This is a genomic window from candidate division WOR-3 bacterium (assembly GCA_039802205.1).
Lineage (GTDB): Bacteria > Hydrothermota > Tepidihabitantia > SM23-42 > JAOAFX01 > JAOAFX01.
Map to the genome: position 1 here is coordinate 1 of JBDRWD010000038.1, position 25,265 is coordinate 25,265.

A 25,265-nucleotide genomic window follows, 5' to 3' on the forward strand; every position below is an offset into this window, starting at 1 on the left:
TATCCTGAGACTTTAGGTGTCCAGTCGTATATGTATTTCCAGAGCTATCAGCAATTATCGCTGACGGCACATCAGTCCCGGCTGGATTCACATACTGATAAACCCACTCCGGAGTCTGGGCAAATAAGAAGGAAGAAGTAGGAAGTAAGAAGTGAAAAGTGAAAAAAATAGAAGTTAGAAGACAGAAGTCAGAAAAGAGATGGAAGATGGAGAAAAGATTTTTTATTTCGGATTTCGGATTGCGGAATGTGGAATGGGAAAAAGACATTGCGGATTGCGTCCGCCAGACGGAGTGACGGATGCAAATAGCGAAATCGTTTGAAACTCTCCTCATTTTTACTCCTGTTTCATTTTAACGGGAAAATCCAATATGTGTATACCTAAAAATAATAAAATAATATACCCAGAATTGAATATTGTTTTTCCAAATAGGTGCCAAGGTTCAAGTATCTTCATCTTTTCCTCAATTATATTCCTTGGTTTAAACAAGAGAAACGAGATTTCTTATCGGGGCTGGAAGCCCCTCGTACATTTATATAGCAAGGCGCAACAGCAAGCTGTTGCACTCCAGATTATTGCTAAATGTAGTATTTGAGCTTGCTCAACATTTGCAGAGTGAACTCTGCCACTACTACAGGAATTACTGGGGATAAATTCCAATTTATCAAATAACCAATCCCAATTACCATACCAGCATCCACGCCTATAAACCAACAACCATTTCCCAAAATCATTCATCCTGATTTTCCTTTAAACTCGCACCAGTTAAATATACAAATACATCTTCAAGGGTCGGCGATGTGACATTCACAGACAGAACCTTTGCCTTATCCCGAATCATATCAACAAGTTTACTCAATAACAATTCAGGATTGTCGGTATTCACACGGACATAATGGTAGCCATCCTGTTTTGATACATTCAAACTTACCGCTTCTTTTATCTGAACAAAATCTTCTTTATTCAAATCACCCAAACATTTCAGTTCTAAAACCTGTTCCTGGGGCATCGCCTTTTTCAAGGCGGTTGGAGTATCGAGCGCATTTATTCTGCCCCGATTCATAAATGCCACTCTATCACACAACTCATCCGCCTCATCCATATAATGGGTTGTTAATAAAATTGTCTTTTTCAATTTATGTGAAAGTTCTTCTTTGATAAATTGCCTGATAAACCTTGCAAAATAAGGGTCTAAACCGAGTGTTGGTTCATCAATCAACAAAATCGGTGGGTCATGGATCAAGGCACGGGCAATCGCAAGTTTCTGTTTCATTCCGCTGGAAAATTTTTCCACATTCTCATTTGCCCGATCTTTCAAATCCATTAGTTCAAGCAAGAAATCAATTCTTTCTTTTAATTTATTCTTCGGAACACCATAAAGTGCCCCGAAATACTTAAGATTATCAATTGCACTCAATTTCCAGTATAAACTCCTTTCTCCGCCGGTAAGCACACCGATTTTTTTTCTAACACCCAATGGGTCTTTTAAAACATCGCAACCACCAACGATTGCTGTACCGCCATCCGGTATCAATAGTGTAGAGATACATTTTATCAATGTTGTCTTACCCGCACCATTGGGTCCCAAAAGTCCGAATAACTCCCCTTCTCTTATTTCAAAACTGACACCATCAACGGCCCGGACTTCCGCGGTATGTTTCTTGAAAATCTTTATTAGATTTTTTATAATGATGTCATTCGCCATTAAATAATGATATTCAGGAAATTTAAATAATCAAGACCTTACCAGAGTTGCATAACGGATTCAAATTCAAAGCCAATTTTAAAAATTGGTTTATTCTCTCACCGACTTCTACCCCTTTAGATTAAGATGGAAATACAGAGGGCTTTTTGCTAACTTCTTAAAGTTATCTCAGAAGAATCAATTTTTCGGTTAACGCTGCCTCTCCATCAGTAAGCTGAATAAAATATACTCCCTGCGGAACAATCTTACCTTTATCATCTCTGCAATTCCAGTTTAAGATCTGCCAGTTATCTTTATTTGATTTTCCATAGAACAAGGTTTTCACTCTACCACCATACAGGTTGTAAATTCGAATTTCATAAGTTTTATCATCGGAAGGTAAATAAACTTTAAACCTTACATTACCAATCTTCTGTGGATTAGCATTCATCAGTTTTATTGTAATCTGCTGCGGGGTACCGAGATTAAAAGGTTCTTCAGAAATACCCACTGGACTCTCAAGAAAATTACCAGTCAAGACAACTGCATAGGGTTGTCTTGCCGTCACGACATTTGCTGCCATCACCCTTAATCTCCATTGTCCGCGCCGGGGATTAGGGATATTGAAACATTCATAAGGATTTAAACTATCGTAGGGAGCGGTTGGATTGCGAACCGATTGCCCATTAGAGTAAACATTTCCTTTGAAAGAATCTGAAGCTGGTGATATCAATCTGACATTCAGATTATTAATCAATGCCCTTGTTGCGCCTGCTGCAGCAGCAGTATCGGTCCAGGCAACGACCGCACGTAGTGCAGGAACAGAATCAATTATTGTAAATATATATTCCGCAAACTGACCGGTTGATAATCCAATTGTATCATCATAAAGTAGCAACTCTCTTCGGTCCGGAGTGGGATTGGCAAAGGCAAGGACCGAATCCACAGTAATCCTTCCCCAGCCAATATATTCACTGGGAACTACATAACTCCCGATGTTCGGTGATGTAGAGACATAAACCATTGCCCGAAGCAATGCTGAACTCACATATCTCATACTATCAGGAGGATTCCGATAGCCCCGCGGGTACCAGCCTTTTTTCAAATATTCGCGCATCAAACCGACACAGGCATTACATGAGGGTGCAGACATCGAAGTTCCAGACATTGAAACATAAGAATTAGTGGTATTTCGCTGGGCAGAATAGATACCTTCGCCAGGCGTAGCACAATCAGGTTTTATTCTGCCATCAGGTGCCGGGCCACGGCTTGAAAAAGTGGATAAAACAGTAGCATTGGTTCCATTTTGCACACTGGCAACTGCAAGCATTGATTTTGCATTTCCAGGCTCTGTTATACGATACTGGCTTGATTGTCCCTGATTACCACATGATTTTATCAGCACTACATCGCGATTGCGCCAGCAGAATAGGTCACACTCCATACTCTTAGCTGAATACTGCCCCATCGTCCCGGTCCACCAGGAATTGGAAATTGTATATGCCCGCAATTGAGGATTACGAAGGGTATTGGTTAATACATCAAAAACCGTTATAAAATTATAAGAAGAAGACGGTATCGGACATAGGTGAGAGATTCTCGCACCCTTAGAGTGTCCATCCCTTGGGTCTGTACCACCCATTGCTGAATCATTTCCGGCAATTGTACCGCCCACATGGGTACCGTGACCGTCTGGGTCACCCACTCCACTCGCTGGCGGATATTTCTTGAAAACCACCACCTTGCGGTGATTGGGAAATTCCCCGGTGTCGGTAATAGCAATATTGGGGTCGCGAAAAGCATAGTGATTCACATCAAGTCCGGTGTCGGTATAACCGAGAATCTGGTCAATACCAAATATTCCCTGACGCCAAATCGGACGGAGTGTATCGGTTGGAGGCAACCCTTTCTGATTAACCCATTGTGCCTGGTCATTTTCAGGTTCCGAGGGGAACCACTCTTCAATCCAGTAAACACCAATCAAGTTGGCAATTTCTATCAATTTCTGCCGTTCGCATTCCACCCAGAAAAATTTTATAGCATCGGTGTCAGAGAAACTGAGCACCCTGATACCGAGATTAGTTAAATCTTGTGAAATAGCGGCTATTGACTCTGTAGGAAAAATATAGACAAGAAACTTCCCGTATCGGCTGCCATCGAGGATATTACGATAGAATTTATATGCAGGCTGATATATCTCAACCCATCTGACGACCGGCAACCTCTCTACCAGTTTCTTAATTTGATTATCCATTTGGACGACAAAGTTATATCGTGAATGGCAACCCAGGACCTTTGCCCCTGTTTGTTCTACTCGCTGCAATTTGTCCTGATAGATCGGACCATACAACTGGACGAGATAATAACCCTTCCCACCTTCGGGATATTCTTTAATACTTAAATCCTCCGGTAGATTGGGTCTCTCAACAAGAGGGTCAAAGTGATAATCAGTAATTGAAAGGATGTTACCATCTCCTAATGGAGGGGGTTCATAGTAACCAATCGTAAAAGGTCGAAGTGGATTATTTTCTGACCCACTGGCAAAAACGATTAGCAAAGAAATCATAAATACTCTCATAGAGACCTCCTTTAGTATATATTATATAACTTTCCCAGTATGTCAATACCTGAGTACTCCTCACTTTTAATCTTCAGTTGGCCATAACTTTTTGAAACAAAAAAGCCACAGGTATTTTGATAAATCCAACTTATCCAATAATTCTAACCCCAATCAGAAACTGCTTAGCAATTTCTTTTTCCCATTTTTAACCATAGAAACCAAATCAACAAACCCCTTTATCCCTTCACTAACCGCACCCAAAAGAATCACAAACATATAAGCAACAACAGTCACTAAAATCAATTCCTCCATCTTAACAACACCCTTAACGAAAAATATCTCTCCTTCTTGAAATCACAAAAACCCTCCTTAATCCGCATCCGATACCCATAAATTTCTAAAACCACACTGCTATCAGATAAATGGGTCACAATATACAATGGATCATTGTCTTCTTCTGATAACAAACCTTACACCACCAAAGAATTTCTCTATCCCTGAACATACCTTCTTTAAACAACCAGAAAATTTACCATATCTAACCCAAACATCACCTTTTACACGAATCACAAGATTAACCCCAACCCTTTTAAGAACTTTATAAACCCAACCTTTCAATTGTATTTTGCCAGGAATCATCAACGAGATAATTAACCTCATGTCAAAATAGGGGGATTGTTCGTTATACCTACCGATCTTTTTCCAATCAATGAGGATTTTTAAATACAGGTGTCTTTTAAGCCATTCCAGAAGATAGGGGGTGATGCCTACTTTATCACCCCCTTAATCCAGGGGCAAAACTCCCATCAAATGGGGAAAAAATGAGGAGGACTCAGTTTATGAACTAAAAGGAATCAGTGAACTCCCCGTTAAAGATTCCGCCAATTCCCAGATAAACGGAAATATTAACCAAGGTTTCACCTAACAAGCAAAAATAAATTCTTGATTTTCGTTTCTTTTAAGAATAAAATCATTGTTATGCGAAAAGAAAATAAAATCAAAGCGATTCTTTTTGACCTGGATGGTGTTTTGGTTGACACCTATAAAGTATGGTACTACCTATTTAATGATACTCTTGAACACTTCGGGTATAAACCGATAGATTTAAAGACTTTTGCCCAAAACTGGGGTAAGAGTACTGAAGAAGATGTCAAAATATTTATGCCGGGTGTCAAACTCCGGGCCGTTGTGGAATATTTTTCCGAAAACTTCAGCCGCTTCCTCGGATTAATGAAGGTCAATACCCAGGCGCACACCGTACTTAAGCAATTGAAAAAAGCCGGGTTAAAAATTGGCTGTATCACCAATTCCCACCGGCAGATAACCCAACGCGAATTAAGAAGTGCCCATCTAAAACATTTAATTGATGTAATCATCACCGCCGACGACGTCAAAAAACCCAAACCTGACCCAGAAATGCTGTTAAAGGCATGCAAAAAATTAAAGGTCAAAACTGCGGATATAATATTTATCGGTGACACAACCACCGATTTAAGAACTGCCCAACGCGCTCGCTGTATTTTCATCGGCTACAGAATGCAAACCGATTTAAAAATAAATAAACTCACCGATTTAATACCCTTGATAAAGAGAAAATTTTCATTATAATTTTTCACGAAATTTTGCAAACAAAGGATCTTTTTGTGATAAAAAGGAGCAAGAAATGGGTAACGGAAAATTTAAAATTTTCCTAACTATTGTCAGCAATATGCTTTTACTCTTTGGTCAGGCTGACCTGGAAAACTTAATATCCAGGGCCACCAGCAAGATGAATATCCCTTTATCTGATTTAAAGATTGAAAAAAAGGACCTGGAATTCTGGGACTATGGTAAGTTCCGCACCAAATTATATGATCGCCTGATTGATAACCCCCTTGATACCGACCCTTTTGTCCGGACACTCGCCCATGCCATTTTAACTAATGCTGACTCTCTCTGGGCATTAAGTTATTTCCCATGGGCCAGGATAGACGAAGGCGTAAGACGGGGTCTTATTGAAAGACCGGAGGAGACCATTATCCAAAATCTACCAAAAAACGATACCCTTGATAACGCACTAATCCACCTGTTAAACGATTTTTATGGTGTTACTGAAGTGGCTATTGAAAAAATACCCGAAAGTATCCGCTTGGGGCTATATATGATTTTAATCGGAATAAAAAACTCATGTCCATGGCTCGAATGCGGCAATAAATATTTGGCCAGAGAAATAATTGATACAATCGTTAAAGGATTAACAGAATCAGACGAATATGACCTCTCCAATCCCCGCCTGGAGGAGTTAATCAGCAGAACTGATTTCAAAGCTCTGGCTGCCGGCGCAATGGATTTGTGTTATATTTTGGGTGCAGCGATTGATCGCATGCGTGATGCCTCTTTGCCCCAAAAATTAACCCTGCACACCCGCCTCGGGACAATCGTCTTGAGCACGATTGACGATGATACTTTTGATGAGAAAAATTATCTATTGATCATCGATTTTGGGGGTAATGACACTTACCAAACCGGTGGGATCTCAAGCTTTGACCAACCAATTTCCATCATAATTGACTATCATGGTGACGACAGATACGAAGGTGAAATCGGATGTGGGACCGGAATCGCTGGTTACGGTCTTGTTGTTGATTTAGAAGGTAATGATAAATATCAAGCCAAAAAATTTGGACTGGGCACCGGCATCCTCGGGCAGGGGATAATCATGGATTATAGTGGTGACGATGAATATTTAACCGATCTCTATGGTCAGGGAGCAGGGGTCTTAGGAGCTGGTGTAATTGCCGATATCTCAGGGAATGACAGGTACATCGGTTTTTACGCCTGTCAGGGGTTTGGACACGTTAAAGGTGCTGGTCTCCTAATAGATAAAGAGGGTGATGATATTTATATCGCCCGGGATGATACAATCAAATATCCTTCAGCCCAGACTGCTGAACATAATATCAGCCTTGCCCAAGGTATGGGTTTCGGAATAAGAGCGGATTACACGGACGGTCACTCTCTTGCCGGTGGGATAGGAATGCTCATCGATGGTGATGGTAATGATAAATACTCCTGCGGGGTTTTCGGCCAGGGTTGTGGATACTGGTTTGGTTCTGGATTTTTAGTTGATTATTCAGGTAACGATGAATACAATGGTATTTGGTATGTGCAGGGTGCTGGTGCTCATTTTGCATTGGGAGTTTTGATTGATTCTGCAGGAAACGATCGGTACAACGCAGCAAAAAATATGGCGCTGGGTGCGGGCCATGATTTTTCATTGGGTGTTTTGATCGAATATAATGGCAACGACCGCTATGAAGCCCCCAATCTGAGTTTGGGAGCGGGAAACGCCAATGGGATGGGGATTTTTGTTGACCTTTGCGGTGATGACCATTATTCAACCCACGGTGGTATAACTTTAGGAAACTCCAGCGCTACCAGCCGGGGCGGTCTCCGAGATCTTATGAAAACAATCGGGATATTCATTGATGGGGGTGGAAAAGACAAATATACCGAACCATTTGCTGGAAACAGTAGATGTTGGTATCAAAAATCACCCCTGGAACCACCGATAAAAACCGAATTAAAGATTGGAGTAGATTTTTAACTATCTGACTCTTGACTTTTTTGCCGTTTTAGTGTATAGTAATAGTTATGATATTATCCAAGGCGCTGATTGAAACTTTAAGGGAAGACCCGAAAGATGCCGAACTAAAGAGTCATAGGCTCTTGTTGCGTGCTGGCTTTATCAAACAGCACGGGGCAGGTATCCACACCTACCTGCCACTGGCATGGCGGGTGCTACTTAAAATTGCCAATATCATCAGGGAAGAGATGGATAGAATCGGGTCTCAAGAATTACTGATGCCGGCTTTGTCTCCAAAAGAAATATGGGAAGAATCGGGTCGGTGGAAGGATTTTGGCGATGACATGTTTCGTTTGAAAGACCGTAAAGGCCGGGACTATTGCCTCTGCCCTACCCACGAAGAAGTCATCACCGAAATCGCCCGGGTTCATATCCGCTCGTATCGGGATCTGCCCCAGATATGGTACCAAATCCAGACCAAATTTCGTGATGAACCAAGACCCAGGGGTGGAGTAATTCGTTCCCGGCAGTTCATAATGAAAGACTCCTATAGTTTGGATGTGGATGAGGCTGGATTGGATAAAAGTTTCAATCTCCATAAAGAAGCTTATTCCCGGATATTCACCCGTTGCGGGCTAAAATTCATCATTGTGGATGCCTCCGGTGGTCTGATGGGAACGGGTGAATCAAAAGAATTCATGGCTCTCGTTGATGGTGGCGAAGATACGGTCGTCATCTGCCCCAATTGTGACTACCGTTCTAATCTAGCAATCGCGGAGGGAATTGGTGAATATTTTACCTTTGAGGATGTCCAATTAGAGAAAGTCGCCACACCCGACCGCCGCACCGTGGAAGAAGTGAGTCAATTTTTAAATATCCCTCCAGCAAATTTAATAAAAAACATGTTCATGACTGCTCCGGGTAAAGAACCGGTGCTCGTTCTAATCCGGGGTGACTATGAAATAAATGAGGAAAAATTGAAAAAAATCATCGGTGCCGATTACCAGCCGGCAAGTGCCGAAGAGATCCTGAGATACTTTGGTGCAGAACCAGGTTTTATCGGTCCAGTGGGAATATCAAATATCACCATCATCGCTGATGAACTTTTAAAGGATACCAAGGGGATGGTGACCGGTGCCAATGAAAATCATTATCATATTAAAGGGGTGGATATCAAGCGCGATGTGCAGGTAAAAAGTTATCATAACATCCGTCAGTTAAAAAATGGCGAGCGCTGTAAAAAATGTGGTGCGAAATTAGAAATCAAAAGTGCCCTTGAGCTCGGTCATATCTTCAAACTGGGAACCAAATATTCGGCAAGCATGGGAGCCTATTTCTTGGATCAAGAAGGACGGGAAAAACCAATAATAATGGGTAGTTATGGCATTGGGCTGGAAAGAATTATGGCCTGTGCCGTGGAACAGAAAAGCGACGAAAAGGGGATTATCTGGCCTATATCCATCGCCCCCTTTGATCTATATCTTCTCATTCTCAATCCGGAAGAACCAGCGGTAAAAAAAGTTGGTCAGGAAATCAATGTAATTCTGGACGAAATCAAATTTACCAGTTTGATTGATGACCGGGATATCTCCGCAGGAATAAAATTCAATGATGCCGACCTCATCGGTATTCCCCTCCGACTAACCATCAGTCCACGGGGTATTAAAAATAATCAGTTTGATATCCACATCCGCGAAACTGGTGAAAAGGTAATATGTCGAAAAGAAGAAATAAAAGAAGTTTGTATAAAATTGAAGAATCAGTTGATGGCAGGTTTACATGTCTAAAGTTGACTTAGCCAAAATTGAAACAATTGTAAAAGAGATTATCGAACCGATGGATTTCCGAATTTACGACCTGCAGTTCAACGATGTGACCAGAACCTTAAAGGTATTTATTGACCGTCCACAGGGTGGTATCACCATCAATGACTGTGCAAAAGTCAGCAATGCCTTATCCGAAGTCCTTGATAATGCAGACATCATTGATTTTCAGTATACCTTGGAAGTATCATCCCCGGGAATTGAAAGGCATCTCAGCCGCCCGGAACATTTCTCCTGGGCAAGGGGGAAGATGGCGGAGATAATATTAAAAAACACTAAAATCAAGGGGTATATCCGAGAAGCTGATGAAAATAGCGTAAAAATCGTCCAGGATGTCGGAGAGGTAATCGTTCAATTCAAAGATATCATCCGCGCCAAGGTTATTGAGGAGTTTGACTATGGCAAATGAAGATAATCTGATAATTGAAAATATCAAAACAATCGCCCGGATTCGCGGGGTAAAGTTTGATTATGTGATTGATTCCCTTGCTGAAGCAATAAAAGCCGGTGTACGGAGAAAGTTCGGCAAGGGTGTGGAATCCGAAGTCTCGGTCAATAAGTCTACGGGAGAAATAAAAATCAATCTTGTGAAGAAGGTGGTAGAAAAAGTCAACGAACCCGACAAAGAAATTACCCTGGAAGAAGCCCGCAAGATAAAAGAGTGTAATATCGGCGACGAAATTAGAATACCTATTCCTATCAGTGAACTTGGTCGGACCGCGATTGAATCCGTAAAACAGGCTTTGACCCAGCGCATCAGTGAGGCCGAAAGAAATCGAATTATGGCGGAATATGAGAAAAAAGTCGGAGAAATTGTCAAAGGAATTGTCAAAGTCGTGAGCCGGAATGAAGTGCTCGTCGACCTCGGTCCAATTGAAGCAAGTATTCCATATCCCGAAATGATGCGCGGTGAACATTACCGCCTTGACTCACCGATTCGGGCAGTAGTGAAAAAGGTGGAACGTGCCCAGTGGGGTCCCAAAATCATCCTCTCCCGAACCGACCCTAAATTTTTGGAACGCCTCCTTTATTACGAAATTCCCGAAATAAGAGATGGCATCATTCAAATTGTTAAAATCGTCCGGGAACCAGGTGTTCGGGCCAAGGTTGCTGTCCAGACGCTCGACCCCAAAATCGATCCGATCGGTGCCTGTGTGGGTTATAAAGGTAGCCGGATTCAGACCATCGTCAAGGAACTCTCCGACGAAAAGATTGATGTCATCCAGTGGAGTAAAGACCTGGGTCTCCTCGTCTCCCGGAGTCTTTCACCGGCGAAAGTGAAAGAAGTAAAACAAACCAGTGAAGGTAGTGTCCTGGCAATTGTGCCGGACGAAGATTACTCCAAGGCCATCGGCAAAAACGGTGTGAATGTAGACTTGGCTTCTAAACTAACCGGAGTCCATATTGAGATAAAGAAGGCGTCGGAATATGAAAAAGAGCTTGAAGAAAAGCGACTAAAAGAAACGAAAATCGAAGATGTGCCCACGTTGGACGCTCCTTTAAAAAAGAAATTGATTGAAAAAGGATATACCGATGTCCTGAGCGTTCTAAAAGCCACACCAGAAGAACTCAAAACACTTTTGAATCTGGATGATGCGGGAGTGCATACCCTGTTAGAAAAATTATCGCCGAAAAAAGAAGAAAAGAAAGTTGAGGTGCCGGAGTCCGAAAATGCCCCAGAAAGTGCATGACCTGGCAAAAAGCTTAGGTCTATCCAGCGATGCCTTAATAAAGATGTTGGAAGAGATCGGCATTAAAGCTAAGGGGCATATGTCTTTGCTCACCGATGAAGAAATAAAGAGGATAAAAGAGAAAATTGCCGAGGAGAAAAAGAAATTTAAAAAAGAAATTGCCCGTTTCAAAACCCCGAGCCTACATAAAGAAAAAACCAAAAAAATCAATGAACAGGAAATCCAGCAGACCGTGAAAGCCACCCTGGCACGGATTGAAAAAGGTGTTACAAAAAAACATTATAAAAAAGCAGAAGCACCCAAAGAAGTAGAACTCCCTAAAGAAAAAGAGGTGGAAGTAGTTGAATTCATGACCGTGGCTGAATTCGCACAGGCATTAGAAGTCCCGCCGAGCGAGGTGATAAAGAAGTGTATCAATCTGGGAGTGATGGCAAGCCTGAACCAGCGCCTGGATCTTGATACGATTGCGGTTTTATGCGACGAATTCAAATGCAAGATGAAAGTTGTAACCCTTGAGGAACAGGTCAAAAAAGAAGAAGAAAAGAACCTTCAGATGGTTAAGCGCCCGCCAGTTGTGACAGTGATGGGACATGTGGACCACGGCAAAACTACCCTGCTTGATGCGATTACCAAATTGCGTGTGGCAGAGACCGAGTATGGTAAGATCACCCAAAAAATCGGTGCATATCAGGTTTCATATAATGGTAAGTTGATAACCTTCATCGACACCCCCGGGCACAAAGATTTTACGACGATGCGGGCAAGAGGTGCCCAAGTAACTGATATCGTCGTTTTGGTCGTGGCAGCGGATGAAGGCGTTATGCCCCAGACCATTGAAGCCATTGACCATGCCCGAGCAGCGAATGTTCCAATCATTGTGGCGATTAATAAGATTGATCTGCCCCGGGCAAATGTTAACCTGGTAAAATCCCAGCTCGCGAAGGCGAATGTAATTGTAGAAGAATTCGGAGGCAATTCAATCTGTGTAGAGACCTCCGCCCTCAAAAATATCGGCATAAACGATTTACTCGACGCCATTCTGGTGAAAGCTGAAGAGATGAATCTCACTGCACCGATAAACACCAAAGCCAAAGGAGTAGTTCTCGAAGCAAATGTGGAACATGGCCGGGGAAATGTCTGCACAATTCTGGTTCAGGAAGGTATCCTGAGGAGGGGTGACCCATTTGTTTGTGGCTGCCAGGCAGGTCGGGTCAGGGAACTCCTCAACGATGCCCGCAAGCGGATTGATGAAGCCGGTCCTTCCACACCAGTTTTGGTTTTGGGTTTTGATGGATTACCCCAAACCGGTGAAATATTTATGGTCGTTGATGATGAAAGGCAGGCACGTGAGATCGCCTATCAACGGGAGCTCATCGAACGCTCACGCCGGATGAAAGCAAAAAGAGCCAAGGTCACCCTCCTTGACTTACAGGAAAAAATCAAAAAGGGCGAGGCAAAAGAATTGAACATCATCCTTAAGGCTGATACCGCGGGTTCGCTTGAAGTTCTTGATGAAAAACTCCAGGAGTTAAACATTGAAGACACCCGGATAAATATCATCCATAAGGGAGTGGGGAAAATAAGTGTTTCTGATGTCCTTTTGGCAGAAGTTACCAATGCAATTTGCGTAGGTTTCCATGTTGGTCCGGATGCCGATGCACTGGAGGCGGCGGAACGAGAAGGAGTGGAAATCCGGACTTACCGGCTGATCTATGAAGCCCTGGATGATTTACGCGCTGCAATGGTTGGTCTTCTCGAACCCAAGGTCCAGGAAATTCTTATCGGTGAAGGCGAAGTCCGCGAGGTTTTCAATATCCCAAAGGTTGGTTTGGTTGCCGGCTGTTATATAAAAGATGGAAAAGTTGTGCGAAATGCAGTAGTGCTGTTACTGAGGAATGGTAAGGAAATCACCAAAACTAAAGTCATATCCCTGAAGAGATTCAAAGAGGATGTAAAAGAAGTGGCTGCAGGATATGAATGTGGTATTGGTTTGGAAAATATTACTGATATCCAGAAGGGTGATATATTGCAGTTCTATAAAATAGAAGAAACTCCGGAAACCCCCGAGTGAACTGAAATGAAAAGTTTCCCCCATTCCGGAGGATTCTTTATCGGGATATGCGACATTGACCTCCATATTGAAAATTGTCAATCACTCAAAGAAAGGCGAAAAATTATTCTCAGTTTAAAAGAAAAAGTGAAAAACCGACTCAATGTCGCAATCTGTGAATTTGGTGACCTCTCTTTATGGCAACGTTCCCAACTGGCAGTGGTGACCTGCAGTAATGCCAAAGAGGTTGTTGAATCCACTCTTAATGAAGTTCTGAATTTCATCAGCAATTTTCCTTCGGTCATTGTCTTGAACTCCCAATCCCGGATTATTTGATATGCGTAGCGACCGCGTTGCCTCCTTGATTGCCCGCGAAATCTCTCTAATCATAAGCCAGAAATTGCGCGACCCCCGACTGGGCATGGTAACCGTTACGAAAGTTACCGTCTCAGCCGACTTAAAAATTGCCCGGATTTATTTCACCACCATGGGTAACTCCGCCAATGACCTCCAAATTCTTGAAGGCGCCCGGGGATATTTGAGAACTGCCCTTGCCCACCGAATACGAATAAAATATATCCCCGACTTAGAATTTATCATTGATGACAGCCAACAATATGGAGAAAAGATTGACAAACTCCTGGACGAGATTAAAAACCACGATAAAGACAAGTAAAAACATTCTCATTGCGACCCATATTGATCCAGACGGTGATGGTATCTGCTCGGCATTGCTGATGGCGCATTTGGTTAACTTTTACAAAAGAAAAAAACCGACCCTTTTCTGCCATTCCCCAATTCCAGAAAAATATCAATTTTTACTCCACAATGATCGATTCTCTAATACTCTGACGGATTTTGACCTTCTGATTGCTGTGGATTCGGCAAATATTGAGCGTATTTTTCCTAAAGGAAAATATTCGAGCGATTTTTTAAAACGAAAATTGGTCATCAACATTGACCACCACCGGAGCAACAAGCTATTCGGGGCAATTACGATCATTGACGAAAAAGCCTCATCTGCCTGTGAAATCATTTATCGGTTATTCAAAAAATTAAATCTGCCCATTAACAGGCAAGTTGCCCAAATTTTCTATGCCGGTATTTATATGGAAACAGGAGGGTTCGTCTATCCAAATACTACTGCCTCCGCACTCCAGATTTGTTCAGAATTGATAAAGAAAGGTGTGGAACCCGCACAACTGATAAAAAGACTGAATGCCAAAACCGTTGAAGGAACAAAACTCTTAGCCGAGGTTTTATCCACCATCGAAATCGAGCACGGCGTGGGAACCATGTATCTTAGCCAGGCTATGTTAAAAAAACACCGGGCCTCCATGTCCGAGTCCGAAAATTTCATCTCTTTTCTACAGGCAATAAGGGATGTCCGAGTCTCATTATTTTTGCGGGAAGAAAAAGACGATATCCGGGTAAGCTTAAGGAGCGATGGTATAATCGATGTCAATAAATTTGCCCAGCGATTCGGAGGAGGCGGGCATCGACTGGCGGCGGGCATGAGACTTAAAGGGAGTATAAAAGCTGTAAAGAAAAAACTACTTACTGAATTGATAAAAGAATTATAAAATGCAAATCATCCAAGGTTCACTTCAACATATCACCCAGGGATCGGTGTGTGCCCTAGGCAATTTTGATGGTGTCCATCGTGCCCATCAGGAGATAATCTCCAGAATAAAAATCATTGCAATGGGTACAAAAAAAACCGGCGTCATAACTTTTCATCCACCACCCGTATCGGTTCTGCACAAAAACGAAATCCTTTTTTTGACCACCCGGTCTGAAAAAGAGGCAATCCTTGCTGCCCTTGGTGTTGATTTTCTCTATTACTTCAACTTTGACGAGAAATTCGCCCAGCAAACGCCTGAGGAGTTTGCTGATTTAATTTATCAATCAATAAAACCCGCGGTGGTGGTGGTGGGAGAGAATTTTCATTTCGGTAAGGGGCGCCGCGGTAATGCGAGAATTTTGAAAGAAATGGCACAAGGCAAATACGAAGTGGAAATCGTTCCGAAGATTAAAGACGAAGAAGGAGTCATCTCCAGCACCCGGATTCGCGAACTGCTCCTGCTCGGTCACATACCCCGAGCCAACCAATTGCTCGGCCGGGAATATTCCATCACCGGAGAGGTGATCAAAGGAAAAGGTAAAGGTACCCTGCTGGGCTTCCCCACCATCAACCTCCGGATAGCCAAAGAAAAATTATTGCCCCTGGATGGGGTTTATGAAGTCAAGGTTGAATTTTCCAATCAAATCTATACTGGAGCAATGTTTTTACATCATAATCAGATTGAGGTCCATATTTTAGGATTTTGTGGTAATCTGTACGGAACCCAGGTGACGATAAAATTTTTACACCGATTAAGGGGTATTAAAAAATTTCCCAATGATGAATCATTGAAAAAAGCAATTATCCAGGATATCCAAAAAATTACCCACTGTTGAATTTAAAATTCTTCACCCTGAACAATTTGACACAGGCATCAACGACCCTGGTATCGTAGAGAATGCCCTGATTAGCGATAATTTCTTGTAACGCAACCTCAACACTCCAGGCTGGACGGTAAGGCCGATGGGTCATCATCGCCTCAACCACATCCGCGACGGCAAGTATTCGTGCTTCAAGGAGTATCTGTTCCATCTTCAACCCTGCAGGATATCCTGAGCCATTGAGGCGTTCGTGGTGTTGTAAAATTATCTGGGCAATAGGCCAGGGAAATTCAATCGGTGCCAGAATCTCATAACCGATTCGAGGATGTTCTTTGACAATATCGTATTCTGCTGGAGTTAACCGTGCTGGTTTGCTCAGGATTTCTGCCGGCACATAGATCTTTCCGATGTCATGGAGAATACCGGCGATCTTCAGAGATTCTACTGCCTCGCTTTTTAACCCCATCTCCTGAGCAATAGCACAGGCAAGCTGTGCAACCCTTTTCTGATGACCAGCAGTGTAAGGATCCCTTTTCTCCACTGCTGAAGCCAAGGCATGAATCGTGCCTTCAAGAAACTTCTGATTTTTTTTGAGAATCTCAATTAATTGTTGTTCCGCTTCGTGTTGACTGGTAATATCATGAATTAAACCCACTCCACCGATGATATTGTGTTTTTCATCATATATTGGTGCACACTTCAATTCGGCATAAAGCACTGCAGGGCTGGTTGTTACTTCATAGTAACCGGTATATTCACCCTCTTTACCTTCAAGCACTGCCCTGATTGCGGGCAATGGTCGGCGGTCTTTTAATTTATTCAAATCAAGACCAATAAGCCGATCACGGGAAGACTGTAAAATCTGAACGCATCGTTCATTACATTCAGTAAGGATCAAATTCTGGTCATAGTAAAAAACACCTACTGGAATATTTTCCCAAAGAATTTTATACATTGCCTCCCGATTCTTCAATCGCTTCTCCGCGGCTCTTAGTTTTGTAATATCCCGCCCTATCCCAAATCGTCCCAGGAACCGATCATTATCGCGAATCGTGTAAAGCCGGAGATTCAAAAGGAAAATCTCTCCATCTTTACCTATCACATTCACTTCATACTCATCCGCTGACCCACCTGACTGTTTTGCCTTTTCAAAATGTGCCAAGGCAATCTTTTGGCTTTCGGGGGTCAAAAACTCAGTGAAATGATGACCGACAACATCCTCAGGTGTATAACCAAACATCTTCACCTGACAGTTAACTTTCGTGAAATAACCATTCTCATCAAGCCAGAATATAAAATCTTCGATGTGTTCGCAGAGAAGATTGTAATTCTGCTTTAATTCTTCCAGTTCGATTATTTTGCTTTCCAGTTTATTGATTAACACCTTATTGTATAAATCGGTTACCACTTCCGTTTTTACACATGCGACCGGGCGAGAGACCAATCTCTTCTCTGCAAAATTATCGATTATCTGCTTAATCAACTTGATAAATTCATCTACCTCTACCGGTTTTCTTATATAGTAATCAACTCCCAGTTTTTTTGCTAATTCTTCGTCTTCAGCCGAAGTATATGTGGCAGTATAAAAAATAAAGGGAATATCTCGTAGTTTCTCATCCTGCTTGCAAATGGATAAGAAACTATAACCGTCCATAACCGGCATCAAAATATCCGAAACTATCAAATCAACCAGTTCTTTTTGCAATATCTCCAATGCCTTCTCCCCATTTTCAGCAGTCACGACCTCATACCCCTCGTGTTTGAGGATTGTTTCTAATAAATATCGCTCTTCTTTATTGTCTTCCACACACAAAATTTTCATAATAATAACTCCTGTCTCTTGGGTAATTTAATTAAAAATCTGGTTCCAATATTTAATTTACTTTCTACTTTAATTTCCCCGTTTAAAAGGTCTAAGATGCGTTTACAAATAAAAAGTCCTAAACCCGTACCTTCTACATCCGGCCGATTTTTAAAATACTTTATGCTGAATGGTTGGAAAAGATAACTCAACTCCTCTTTACTCATTCCTATACCTGTATCTTGAATTATTAGTTCAGCCGAATCCCCAGCATCGATCAGTTCAATTTTAACAAACCCTTTATCTGTGAATTTTATGCTGTTGCTAATAAGATTGGTCACCACCTGTCTTAATCGACTTTCATCAGATAAAATTATTACCTCATCTGGGGCATTAACTTCGATTTTAAGGTTTTTTTGTTCAGCCAGTGTCTGGTAAGGACTGACAATTTCAAAAATCAACTTCCTTAAATCAAACCGCCTTAAATTTAGCCCCTCCTTTGTCAATTCCAGTTTGGTAATCTCAATAATTTCGTTGATGAGCGAGAGCAAATGTTTCGAACTTTCTTTAATAATCTGGAGTTGATGCCTTTGCTCCTCATTGATCTTACCGGCATATTCATTTAGCAAAACGCTGGTGAAGCCCATTATTAAATTAAGAGGATGACGTAGCTCATGCCCCATTGAAGCAATGAACATATTTCTTTTTTGTTCGGATTCGATCAGTTGCTTATTGATCTCGGACAATCTTTTATTCAAATCCTCAGCTTTTTTTAAAAGTTCGTCTGTACGTCGGAGTTTCTCTAATTGACTGCGAATCAAAAAATATAACAATAAACCGGTGGCGATAACATAGCCCAAACCTTTATAGGTCTGAACCCGGGTTAAGGTAACGGGATCGGTGACAAAGCTCAGGATAAATAGATCAGAAAAAGCAATATACAAACCCGCCACAATATATAGAGGATTGCGATACGCAATGCTAAATTCCGAAACATATATCCTCCGTATTTAAATGATTATATTTTTATTATAATCTATTAACATTTTTTGTCAAGTCAAAAATCTTTCCCCTGGATCAGATCAGAAGTCAGCTAAACTCATCGGCAATACTATATTTGATTTAAATCACAGGGTTGACTTTTGTTTAATTCTGGATATAATTGGTTAGTAATGCGGGAGTAGCTCAGTGGTGGAGCATCACCTTGCCAAGGTGAGGGTCGCGGGTTCAAATCCCGTCTCCCGCTTTTTATTTACGGTGGATAACCCACCTTCTCCAAAAAATTATCACGGTAAGAAAGGTTGGGAATAAGATAAAAAAATAGAGAATTATAAAATCCAAGTTGGGGGCCCACCAGAATCAAACGTTTAATAATCGTCTCCCAAGAATAAAATCCATCTCGTAAAAATTCCAACTGGTTATATAACTCATTTTGTCCCATACCCTCGAGACGCACCACTGGCATCCAGCGGTCATAGAGGGATATATCTTTATTGATTCTTTTGTTTTTCTCTAATTTTTTATAGGTTTCCGTAAATGGGAGGGGTGTACGCACCGCTATTTCGACAAAATCAACTTTTATATTAATCAAAAATCTCAGAAAATCCCGGTAAAATTTCGGATTTTCCCCATCAAAGCCGAGCAAAATCTTTGCACCGACGGTCATCCTACTACCGTGAATCATATTTACTTCGTACTCTTTCTCTTTGACAAAATCCTTACGGTAAATATCTTGCACAAGATTACCTCCCAGCCAATCCTCTTTTAAATAGATAATCCTCACACCGTGTTCTTTCAAAAACTGGACAAGTTGGGGATGCTTAAAAAGAGTTCCTTTTGTCTGGAATATCCACATCTTTTTCAGCCGCCAGCAGCGCCGGAGGATTTCACAGGCATAATCAAAATTGTGAAGGAAGTCATCATCCATGATGTAAATCATTTTGCGGGGCATTACTGCCACTTCCCGGAATATCTCATCCACATTCCAGAGGTGTGGTGTCTTATGAAGAATACTTTCATAACAATAATCTCTAAATTCGGGAGCACAATAACAACCGTAGGCCGTTCGCAACTGCGAAATGATCGGTGTCAGACCATATTTTTTTTCATACTCGCGATCCACACGGAAACTAATAGACCTTTCACCGGCTTCATACACCTCTGCCAGATTATCATTCCGAAAGTCATTAAGAATATCACGCCAGACTGCGGTGATATCGCCCCGCACGACCACATCAAAATGCTTTTTAGCTTCCGAGATGAATAGCGCCGGATATAATCCATAAGCTACGGTCTTGATATTCTCACTGCGCCATTTTTGGGCGAGGGTTTGGGAGTAATAGGCAAGATGCAAAGGAACAGGCAGCACGATCAAATCAGGGGAAATTTCAAATCGCTCCTCTGTTCGCTCATCAAAGTAGTAAAAATTGCAATCGCGTGATAAATAGGCAAGCCTCATCGCGTCATAATTCGGGCGTCGGAAGAAGGCACTTCCCTTTATCGCGATCTGAGGTTCATATCTTTTTGCCGATGTAACCGGATAATAAAATAAAACTTTCACCTTGTCAGGTCATTAAATGTCACAAAAATAATCAACATGAAGATTATTGCAAAACCAATCTGCTGGATAATCAGCCGAGTTTTTCTGCTGAATCTTTTCCTTCGAATCGCCTCAATGAAGACGATGATGATATGCCCACCATCAAGGGCGGGTATAGGGAAAAGATTGACCAATCCGAGATTGATGGAAATCACACTCAAAAGACTCAGAAGGTTTTCAAATCCCCAGCGCACCGACTCGCCGGTCAACTTGGCAATCGCTACCGGTCCACCAAGAGCCTTCCTGGAAATCTCACCCTTAATAAGTTGATAAAATGTTTTAAGCGTCAAATAAATCAAATCCACAGTCCGGAGGGTCGCCATTGTTACAGCCCTTACCAAAGGCACACGTACTTTCTTTAAAGGCATCACAATTCCAATCTGACCTACCGTATCCTGCAAAATCGGATCGTAGTATGAGATAGGTGTGACTACCGCAGTTTTTGTTTCCTGCTGATGTTTCCAAACAATCTCTAAGGGAATGTTCCGGGAAGCACGCACAATATTCACAAATTCGTCCCAGGTAGCAATCCTCTTGTTGTTAATATATAAAATTGTGTCATTAGTTTTCATGCCCGCCTTATCCGCGGGCCCGCCTATTTTCAAAGAACCGACAACCGGTGGAACTACCGGACTCAAGATTAAAGAATCCGGATTGTTTTTTATCGGTAATGTTAAAATCTCATCGTTTCTTTTGAGCGTTACCATAATAAGACTATCCTTCTTCAATGCAAGTGCCTTTTCTAAATCCTCCCAGGAATAAAGAAGCTTACCATCTACGGCAATGAGTGAATCCATATCCATAAATCCCGCGCGCTCCGCATAGCCTCCTTTTTCAACTTTTACCCGCAGATAGGCATTTACATAATTACCGAAAATGGCATAAAGAATAACCAGAACAAGTGCTCCTGAGAAAATATTGAATACCGGACCACTCAACACCACCATAAACCGATGGAATAAAGGGGCCTCATAAAAACCCGGGAATAAAGAATCCCACTCCGGGGCACTCGGTTTGTGCAAAGGTATTTCTGCATCTTCTTCCCCAGCAAGTTTAACATAACCACCAACCGGTAAATAGGCAATTCTAAAATCGGTTTCACCGATTTTCTTTTTTATTATCGGTGGTCCAAAACCGATCGAAAATTTCTCCACCGGAATACGAAAGATTTTGGCAAATAAGAAATGACCAAATTCATGGATGGTGATGGAAAAACCAAGCACAAATAAAAAAGCCAGCGCCGTAATCAATAACATTTTTCCTCCTTCGCCCGAATCAGATCGGCAACAAAATTCCGTGCCCAAATCTCGGCTTTGGCATATTCTTCAATTCCTCCAGCAACGGGCACATGTGCCTTCATTGCTTTCTTTATCATCACCGGAATTTCTTGAAATTTTAATTTATCGTTTAGAAATGCTTTAACGGCTTCTTCATTTGCGCCGTTGAGCACCGCGGGCATGCTCTTACCGATTTTTAATGCCTCATAGGCTAAATTCAAACCGGGAAATTTTTTACAATCAGGGGTCAGAAAGGTAAGTTGTTTTATCTTATCCAGTTCCAACGCTTTCACCAACGAAGGTCGTTTTTCCGGAGCTGTCAGGGCATACTGAATGGGTAGCCTCATGTCCGGTAGGGAAAGCTGACCTATTAAACTCCCGTCCACAAATTGCACCAGCGAATGGCATATCGCCTCGGGATGGATAACGACTTTTATTTTATCTGGAGCAATACCGAAAAGATGGTGGGCTTCAATAACTTCCAGCGCCTTATTCATCATGGTCGCGGAGTCAACTGTGATCTTCTTGCCCATGCTCCAGATAGGATGACGTAAGACCTCTTCTTTCCGCACATCCTGGATAGATTTTTTTAAAAACGGACCACCACTAGCAGTAAGAATAATCTTATCAACCATCGCCGTGTCTTTACCTTCCAGACATTGATATATTGCTGAATGTTCACTATCGATCGGGATTAATTCCACACCTCTTTTCTTTACTTCCTGCATCACAATCTCACCAAAACTTACCAAAATTTCTTTGGTCGCCAAACAAATTCTCAACTTTTTCTTTATCGCCGCCAGAATTGCTTTTATGCCAATCGCACTGGAAAATGCAGCCACCAAAACATCGGCCTGTATGCGGTCAATTAATTCCTCTAATCCCTCCTCACCCCACAACACATTCTTTTTAGGTAAAAAACCTTTCAATTCCTTATATTCTCTCTTCTCCACCAGGACACCCCACTCCGGTTTCAATTCCTGCATTTGTTTAAAGAATCTCCGGTAATTGGAATAGGTTGCCAGTCCGACGATTCGGTAATCTGGTAAATGCTTTAGCACTTCAATAGTATTCAAACCGATAGAGCCGGTGGAGCCAAAGATGATTACTTTTTTCATACTCTTTCCCGTAAGGAAATAATATCTTTTTTTGTCGTTATCTTGATATTTTCTGGTTCCCCTTTAAAAACGAAGACATCCATGCCAGCGCTTTCTAAAATGCTCGCTTCATCCGTAAACTCTTTTCGGAAATCAACTTTTTCATAAGCTTTTTTTAAACTTGCCAAATCAAAAAATTGCGGAGTCTGGATTGCATACGGTGAAATACGAGGCACGGTTATCACGACTTTTTTATTTCTCACCAGTTTTATCGTATCGAATATAGGTATACCGAAAATGACCGCCTTATAGCGCCGACATAAACGCACCCCGCGATTTATCAAACGCTGAGAAACAAAAGGCCGAACGGCATCGTGAATCACCACCATACCGTCTTCACTTTTAATCGCCCTTATCCCATTTAAAACCGAATCCTGTCTTCTCTTTCCGCCACTGACAATTTTATAAATCTTTCGCAATCGAAATTTTTTGACCAAAATTGCCATCCTGGTCCGTGCCCGCTGGGGCACAACCAAAATAATCTTATCGACCATCTTATTCTTTTCAAAAATTTCAGCAGTATGGATAATGATGGGTTTCCCAGCCAATTCAAAAAATTGTTTTAAACCGCCAAAACGCTTACCTTTACCAGCACCCACAATTACCGCAAAAATTGTCACATAAAGAATATAATCATAATTAAGCAAAAGTCAACAGGCTTAAGAATAAAAAAAGTTATTGACTTGCAGAATAAATTTTGTATTATAGATATATGCTACTAATTTTTTTGATACATATTACCAGTTCCCGCATTATAATCACCGAAGTCATGTCCAATGTCCGTGGTCCCGAAAACCCTTATGGTGACCGCAATGAGTTTGTAGAAATCTATAATACAAGTCCAGATACAATCGACCTCAGCACCTATTATCTCTCTGATTTTGATGCCCCGCCCGATGCAATATTACCCTGGGACAACGAATCGATCCTGATAAAGTATCCGAATGTCCGAATTCATTCTACAATTATTTATCCATACGGATACGCATTAATCCTTGACCGGGAATATATTGTCCCCGATTCATTAAACAGTCAGCCATACAACATTCCACCAGGGACTTTGATATTGACCACTGATGATACATCCATTGGCGATGGCATTTCTAACAATGATCCGCTCATCATCTTCTCAAATGTTGATCGCTGCACCACGAGTTTTGGGACTCCTTTTATTCCTGACAACTTTCCCAGCGACCCAGGAGATGGAATATCCTGGGAACGGATTGATAATAACATCGGTGATACGGTGACCAACTGGCATCCCTCCATTGACCCTGCAGGTTGCACCCCCGGTTATAAAAATAGTGTCACCGATGCCTTTGACCTGGCGTTTGATGAGAACCTAATCGCATTCATCCCTGCCAAGGTTGAGACCGGCGAAAATGTCAATATCCGCATTGGAGTCTTGAATAAAGGAATTTGTCCTACAACTGATTACACCGTTTCAATATATGATGACACAAATCAAAATCAACAATTAGAGTCTTCTGAACTTATGTCCCAAATTTATGGCATCCCGGTTCAGGCACTTGATACCGCCTTCCTCTACTGGGAGTATAAAAAACCTGCCCAGGGTGAACATTCTCTGGGGTTTAAGATTGAATTTCCCGAAGATAAAAATCTCAGCAATAACATTGCTTTTAAAAAACTTAGCGTCGTAGGTAAAATCGGTGAGCTCTGCCTTACACCTCCTATCTTTACCCCAAACAACGATGGACAGAATGACCGGCTCCAGATTGACTACCGCTTACCCCAGCCCGGGGGGTTTCTCACGCTCTCGGTATTTGATACCCGAGGAGTAAAGATTTACGATATCTGCCGGAATCAGCAAATAGATTCTGCAAAAGGCACACTTTACTGGCAGGGTGAATCAATCAAAGGTAAGGCACCAACGGGAATGTATATCATCTATCTTGAGTATTGCTACGAACACCGAGTAGTAAAAACAAAAAAATCGACAGTTTTAGCCCGCTGAGCCAGACCACATTTTTGCTAAAGCGATTGCGGGAATCTGAGTCCTCTCCATATTTTTTATATCTTATGAAGGAAATATGAAACTCATGGACATAATAAGGGTAATCGATGATTTAACGTTGGGTACTTTTGTAGGACAACACTTTAGCGATTTTCTCTCGACTTGTACCGGTAAAATGGTAGGCGCAGGCTTTAGCCTGCGGATAAATGTTTTTAAATCCTAGGGTATTTTGCACCCTAAAGGGTGCGGCTACCTCTAATAATCCAGCGTGCATAAAAATAATTTGACAAAAAGTGGAAAAGACTCAGTGCGGGGATATCTTGACTTTAGCCAAAATTAGTATAAAATTATCCATACATGAAGGAAATCGGCGTAGTGATTCCGGCTTACAACGCAGAAAGAAGCATCCGCCGGATAATAGAAGAACTTATTGCTGCAGGTTTTGAACGCAGTAATATCATTCTAGTTGACGATGGCTCAAAGGATCGCACCGCGACAATTGGCAGAGAATTAAAAGTTAATGTTTTAGTGAACGAAAAAAATATGGGCAAAGGTTTCTCACTGAATCGAGGATTTCAGGAGGCTAAATCAAAGGGATTTAAAAAAGTTTTTACGCTTGATGCCGATGGCCAGCATCG

23 protein-coding genes and 1 tRNA gene are annotated in these 25,265 nt (G+C 41.8%); 13 read left to right on the forward strand and 11 right to left on the reverse strand.

Translation table 11 applies throughout. The annotated features are described in order from the left end of the window. The 5 genes from ABIL39_08240 to ABIL39_08260 form a co-directional block, all read right to left on the reverse strand. The coding region (locus tag ABIL39_08240; GenBank protein MEO0166111.1) for a hypothetical protein at nt 1-334 on the reverse strand (334 nt) is incomplete at its 3' end. A 396-nt stretch (nt 335-730) separates the two neighbouring features. Continuing rightward, on the reverse strand, nt 731-1,705 hold the full coding sequence (locus ABIL39_08245) for an ABC transporter ATP-binding protein (GenBank protein MEO0166112.1): 975 nt from the start codon (nt 1,703-1,705) through the stop codon (nt 731-733). Between the two features lie 163 nt (nt 1,706-1,868). Then, nucleotides 1,869-4,262: a S8 family serine peptidase gene (locus ABIL39_08250; protein MEO0166113.1), complete on the reverse strand. Its 2,394-nt coding sequence runs from the start codon at nt 4,260-4,262 to the stop codon at nt 1,869-1,871. Nucleotides 4,263-4,415: 153 nt separating this feature from the next. After that, entirely contained in the window at nt 4,416-4,556 is a 141-nt protein-coding gene (locus ABIL39_08255) for a hypothetical protein (GenBank protein ID MEO0166114.1), read from the reverse strand. A 132-nt stretch (nt 4,557-4,688) separates the two neighbouring features. Then, nucleotides 4,689-4,904 (reverse strand): hypothetical protein, encoded by a 216-nt coding sequence (locus ABIL39_08260; protein ID MEO0166115.1) that lies wholly within the window; start codon nt 4,902-4,904, stop codon nt 4,689-4,691. 318 nt (nt 4,905-5,222) lie between these two features. Here ABIL39_08260 and ABIL39_08265 point away from each other — a divergent pair, with 318 nt between their 5' ends. Genes ABIL39_08265 through ABIL39_08310 form a run of 10 tightly spaced genes read left to right on the forward strand, consistent with a single transcriptional unit; the run spans nt 5,223 to nt 15,833 of the window. Then, nucleotides 5,223-5,852 carry an HAD family hydrolase gene (locus tag ABIL39_08265; protein MEO0166116.1) on the forward strand — a complete coding sequence of 210 codons (630 nt, stop codon included), beginning with the start codon at nt 5,223-5,225 and terminating at the stop codon, nt 5,850-5,852. A gap of 55 nt (nt 5,853-5,907) precedes the next feature. After that, the gene (locus tag ABIL39_08270) at nt 5,908-7,830 is read left to right on the forward strand and encodes a hypothetical protein (protein MEO0166117.1); all 1,923 of its coding nucleotides are present in this window, start codon (nt 5,908-5,910) and stop codon (nt 7,828-7,830) included. Between the two features lie 47 nt (nt 7,831-7,877). After that, entirely contained in the window at nt 7,878-9,596 is a 1,719-nt protein-coding gene (locus tag ABIL39_08275; protein MEO0166118.1) for a proline--tRNA ligase, read from the forward strand. Then, on the forward strand, nt 9,589-10,041 hold the full coding sequence (gene rimP / locus ABIL39_08280) for a ribosome maturation factor RimP (protein MEO0166119.1): 453 nt from the start codon (nt 9,589-9,591) through the stop codon (nt 10,039-10,041). Before ABIL39_08275 ends, rimP begins: the two co-directional genes overlap by 8 nt. Then, nucleotides 10,031-11,323, forward strand: a complete 1,293-nt coding sequence (nusA, locus tag ABIL39_08285; protein MEO0166120.1) for a transcription termination factor NusA — start codon at nt 10,031-10,033, stop codon at nt 11,321-11,323. The genes rimP and nusA overlap by 11 nt, the downstream gene beginning before the upstream one ends. Continuing rightward, on the forward strand, nt 11,304-13,394 hold the full coding sequence (infB, locus tag ABIL39_08290; protein MEO0166121.1) for a translation initiation factor IF-2: 2,091 nt from the start codon (nt 11,304-11,306) through the stop codon (nt 13,392-13,394). The genes nusA and infB overlap by 20 nt, the downstream gene beginning before the upstream one ends. 6 nt (nt 13,395-13,400) lie before the next feature. Then, nucleotides 13,401-13,709 carry a DUF503 domain-containing protein gene (locus ABIL39_08295; GenBank protein ID MEO0166122.1) on the forward strand — a complete coding sequence of 103 codons (309 nt, stop codon included), beginning with the start codon at nt 13,401-13,403 and terminating at the stop codon, nt 13,707-13,709. Nucleotide 13,710: 1 nt separating this feature from the next. Continuing rightward, nucleotides 13,711-14,049 (forward strand): 30S ribosome-binding factor RbfA, encoded by a 339-nt coding sequence (gene rbfA / locus ABIL39_08300; protein ID MEO0166123.1) that lies wholly within the window; start codon nt 13,711-13,713, stop codon nt 14,047-14,049. After that, a complete protein-coding gene (locus tag ABIL39_08305) occupies nt 13,976-14,956 on the forward strand; it encodes a bifunctional oligoribonuclease/PAP phosphatase NrnA (protein ID MEO0166124.1) in 981 nt (326 codons plus the stop codon). The genes rbfA and ABIL39_08305 overlap by 74 nt, the downstream gene beginning before the upstream one ends. A gap of 1 nt (nt 14,957) precedes the next feature. Next, a complete protein-coding gene (locus tag ABIL39_08310) occupies nt 14,958-15,833 on the forward strand; it encodes a bifunctional riboflavin kinase/FAD synthetase (protein MEO0166125.1) in 876 nt (291 codons plus the stop codon). On the opposite strand, the gene ABIL39_08315 is transcribed toward ABIL39_08310, so the two are convergent. Next, entirely contained in the window at nt 15,820-17,640 is a 1,821-nt protein-coding gene (locus ABIL39_08315) for an HD domain-containing phosphohydrolase (protein MEO0166126.1), read from the reverse strand. The genes ABIL39_08310 and ABIL39_08315 overlap by 14 nt on opposite strands. Continuing rightward, on the reverse strand, nt 17,637-18,563 hold the full coding sequence (locus ABIL39_08320; GenBank protein MEO0166127.1) for a HAMP domain-containing sensor histidine kinase: 927 nt from the start codon (nt 18,561-18,563) through the stop codon (nt 17,637-17,639). The genes ABIL39_08315 and ABIL39_08320 overlap by 4 nt, the downstream gene beginning before the upstream one ends. A 230-nt stretch (nt 18,564-18,793) precedes the next feature. Between ABIL39_08320 and ABIL39_08325 the strand changes: the two genes are divergently transcribed. After that, a tRNA-Gly gene (locus tag ABIL39_08325) sits at nt 18,794-18,865 on the forward strand. A gap of 6 nt (nt 18,866-18,871) precedes the next feature. On the opposite strand, the gene ABIL39_08330 is transcribed toward ABIL39_08325, so the two are convergent. From ABIL39_08330 to ispD, 4 genes are read right to left on the reverse strand one after another with little or no spacing between them, the layout of a single operon-like run. Then, the gene (locus ABIL39_08330) at nt 18,872-20,179 is read right to left on the reverse strand and encodes a hypothetical protein (protein MEO0166128.1); all 1,308 of its coding nucleotides are present in this window, start codon (nt 20,177-20,179) and stop codon (nt 18,872-18,874) included. Beyond that, complete coding sequence (gene rseP / locus ABIL39_08335; protein ID MEO0166129.1) at nt 20,176-21,474, reverse strand: RIP metalloprotease RseP; 1,299 nt, start codon at nt 21,472-21,474, stop codon at nt 20,176-20,178. The genes ABIL39_08330 and rseP overlap by 4 nt, the downstream gene beginning before the upstream one ends. Beyond that, complete coding sequence (gene dxr / locus ABIL39_08340; GenBank protein MEO0166130.1) at nt 21,465-22,613, reverse strand: 1-deoxy-D-xylulose-5-phosphate reductoisomerase; 1,149 nt, start codon at nt 22,611-22,613, stop codon at nt 21,465-21,467. Before dxr ends, rseP begins: the two co-directional genes overlap by 10 nt. After that, a complete protein-coding gene (gene ispD, locus ABIL39_08345) occupies nt 22,610-23,272 on the reverse strand; it encodes a 2-C-methyl-D-erythritol 4-phosphate cytidylyltransferase (protein ID MEO0166131.1) in 663 nt (220 codons plus the stop codon). The genes dxr and ispD overlap by 4 nt, the downstream gene beginning before the upstream one ends. A 92-nt stretch (nt 23,273-23,364) precedes the next feature. On the opposite strand from ispD, the gene ABIL39_08350 reads away from it, so the two are divergent. Both ABIL39_08350 and ABIL39_08355 read left to right on the forward strand, forming a co-directional pair. Further along, nucleotides 23,365-24,627 (forward strand): gliding motility-associated C-terminal domain-containing protein, encoded by a 1,263-nt coding sequence (locus ABIL39_08350; protein ID MEO0166132.1) that lies wholly within the window; start codon nt 23,365-23,367, stop codon nt 24,625-24,627. Nucleotides 24,628-24,984: 357 nt separating this feature from the next. After that, a partial coding sequence (locus ABIL39_08355; GenBank protein ID MEO0166133.1) for a glycosyltransferase family 2 protein occupies nt 24,985-25,265 on the forward strand: 281 nt, incomplete at its 3' end.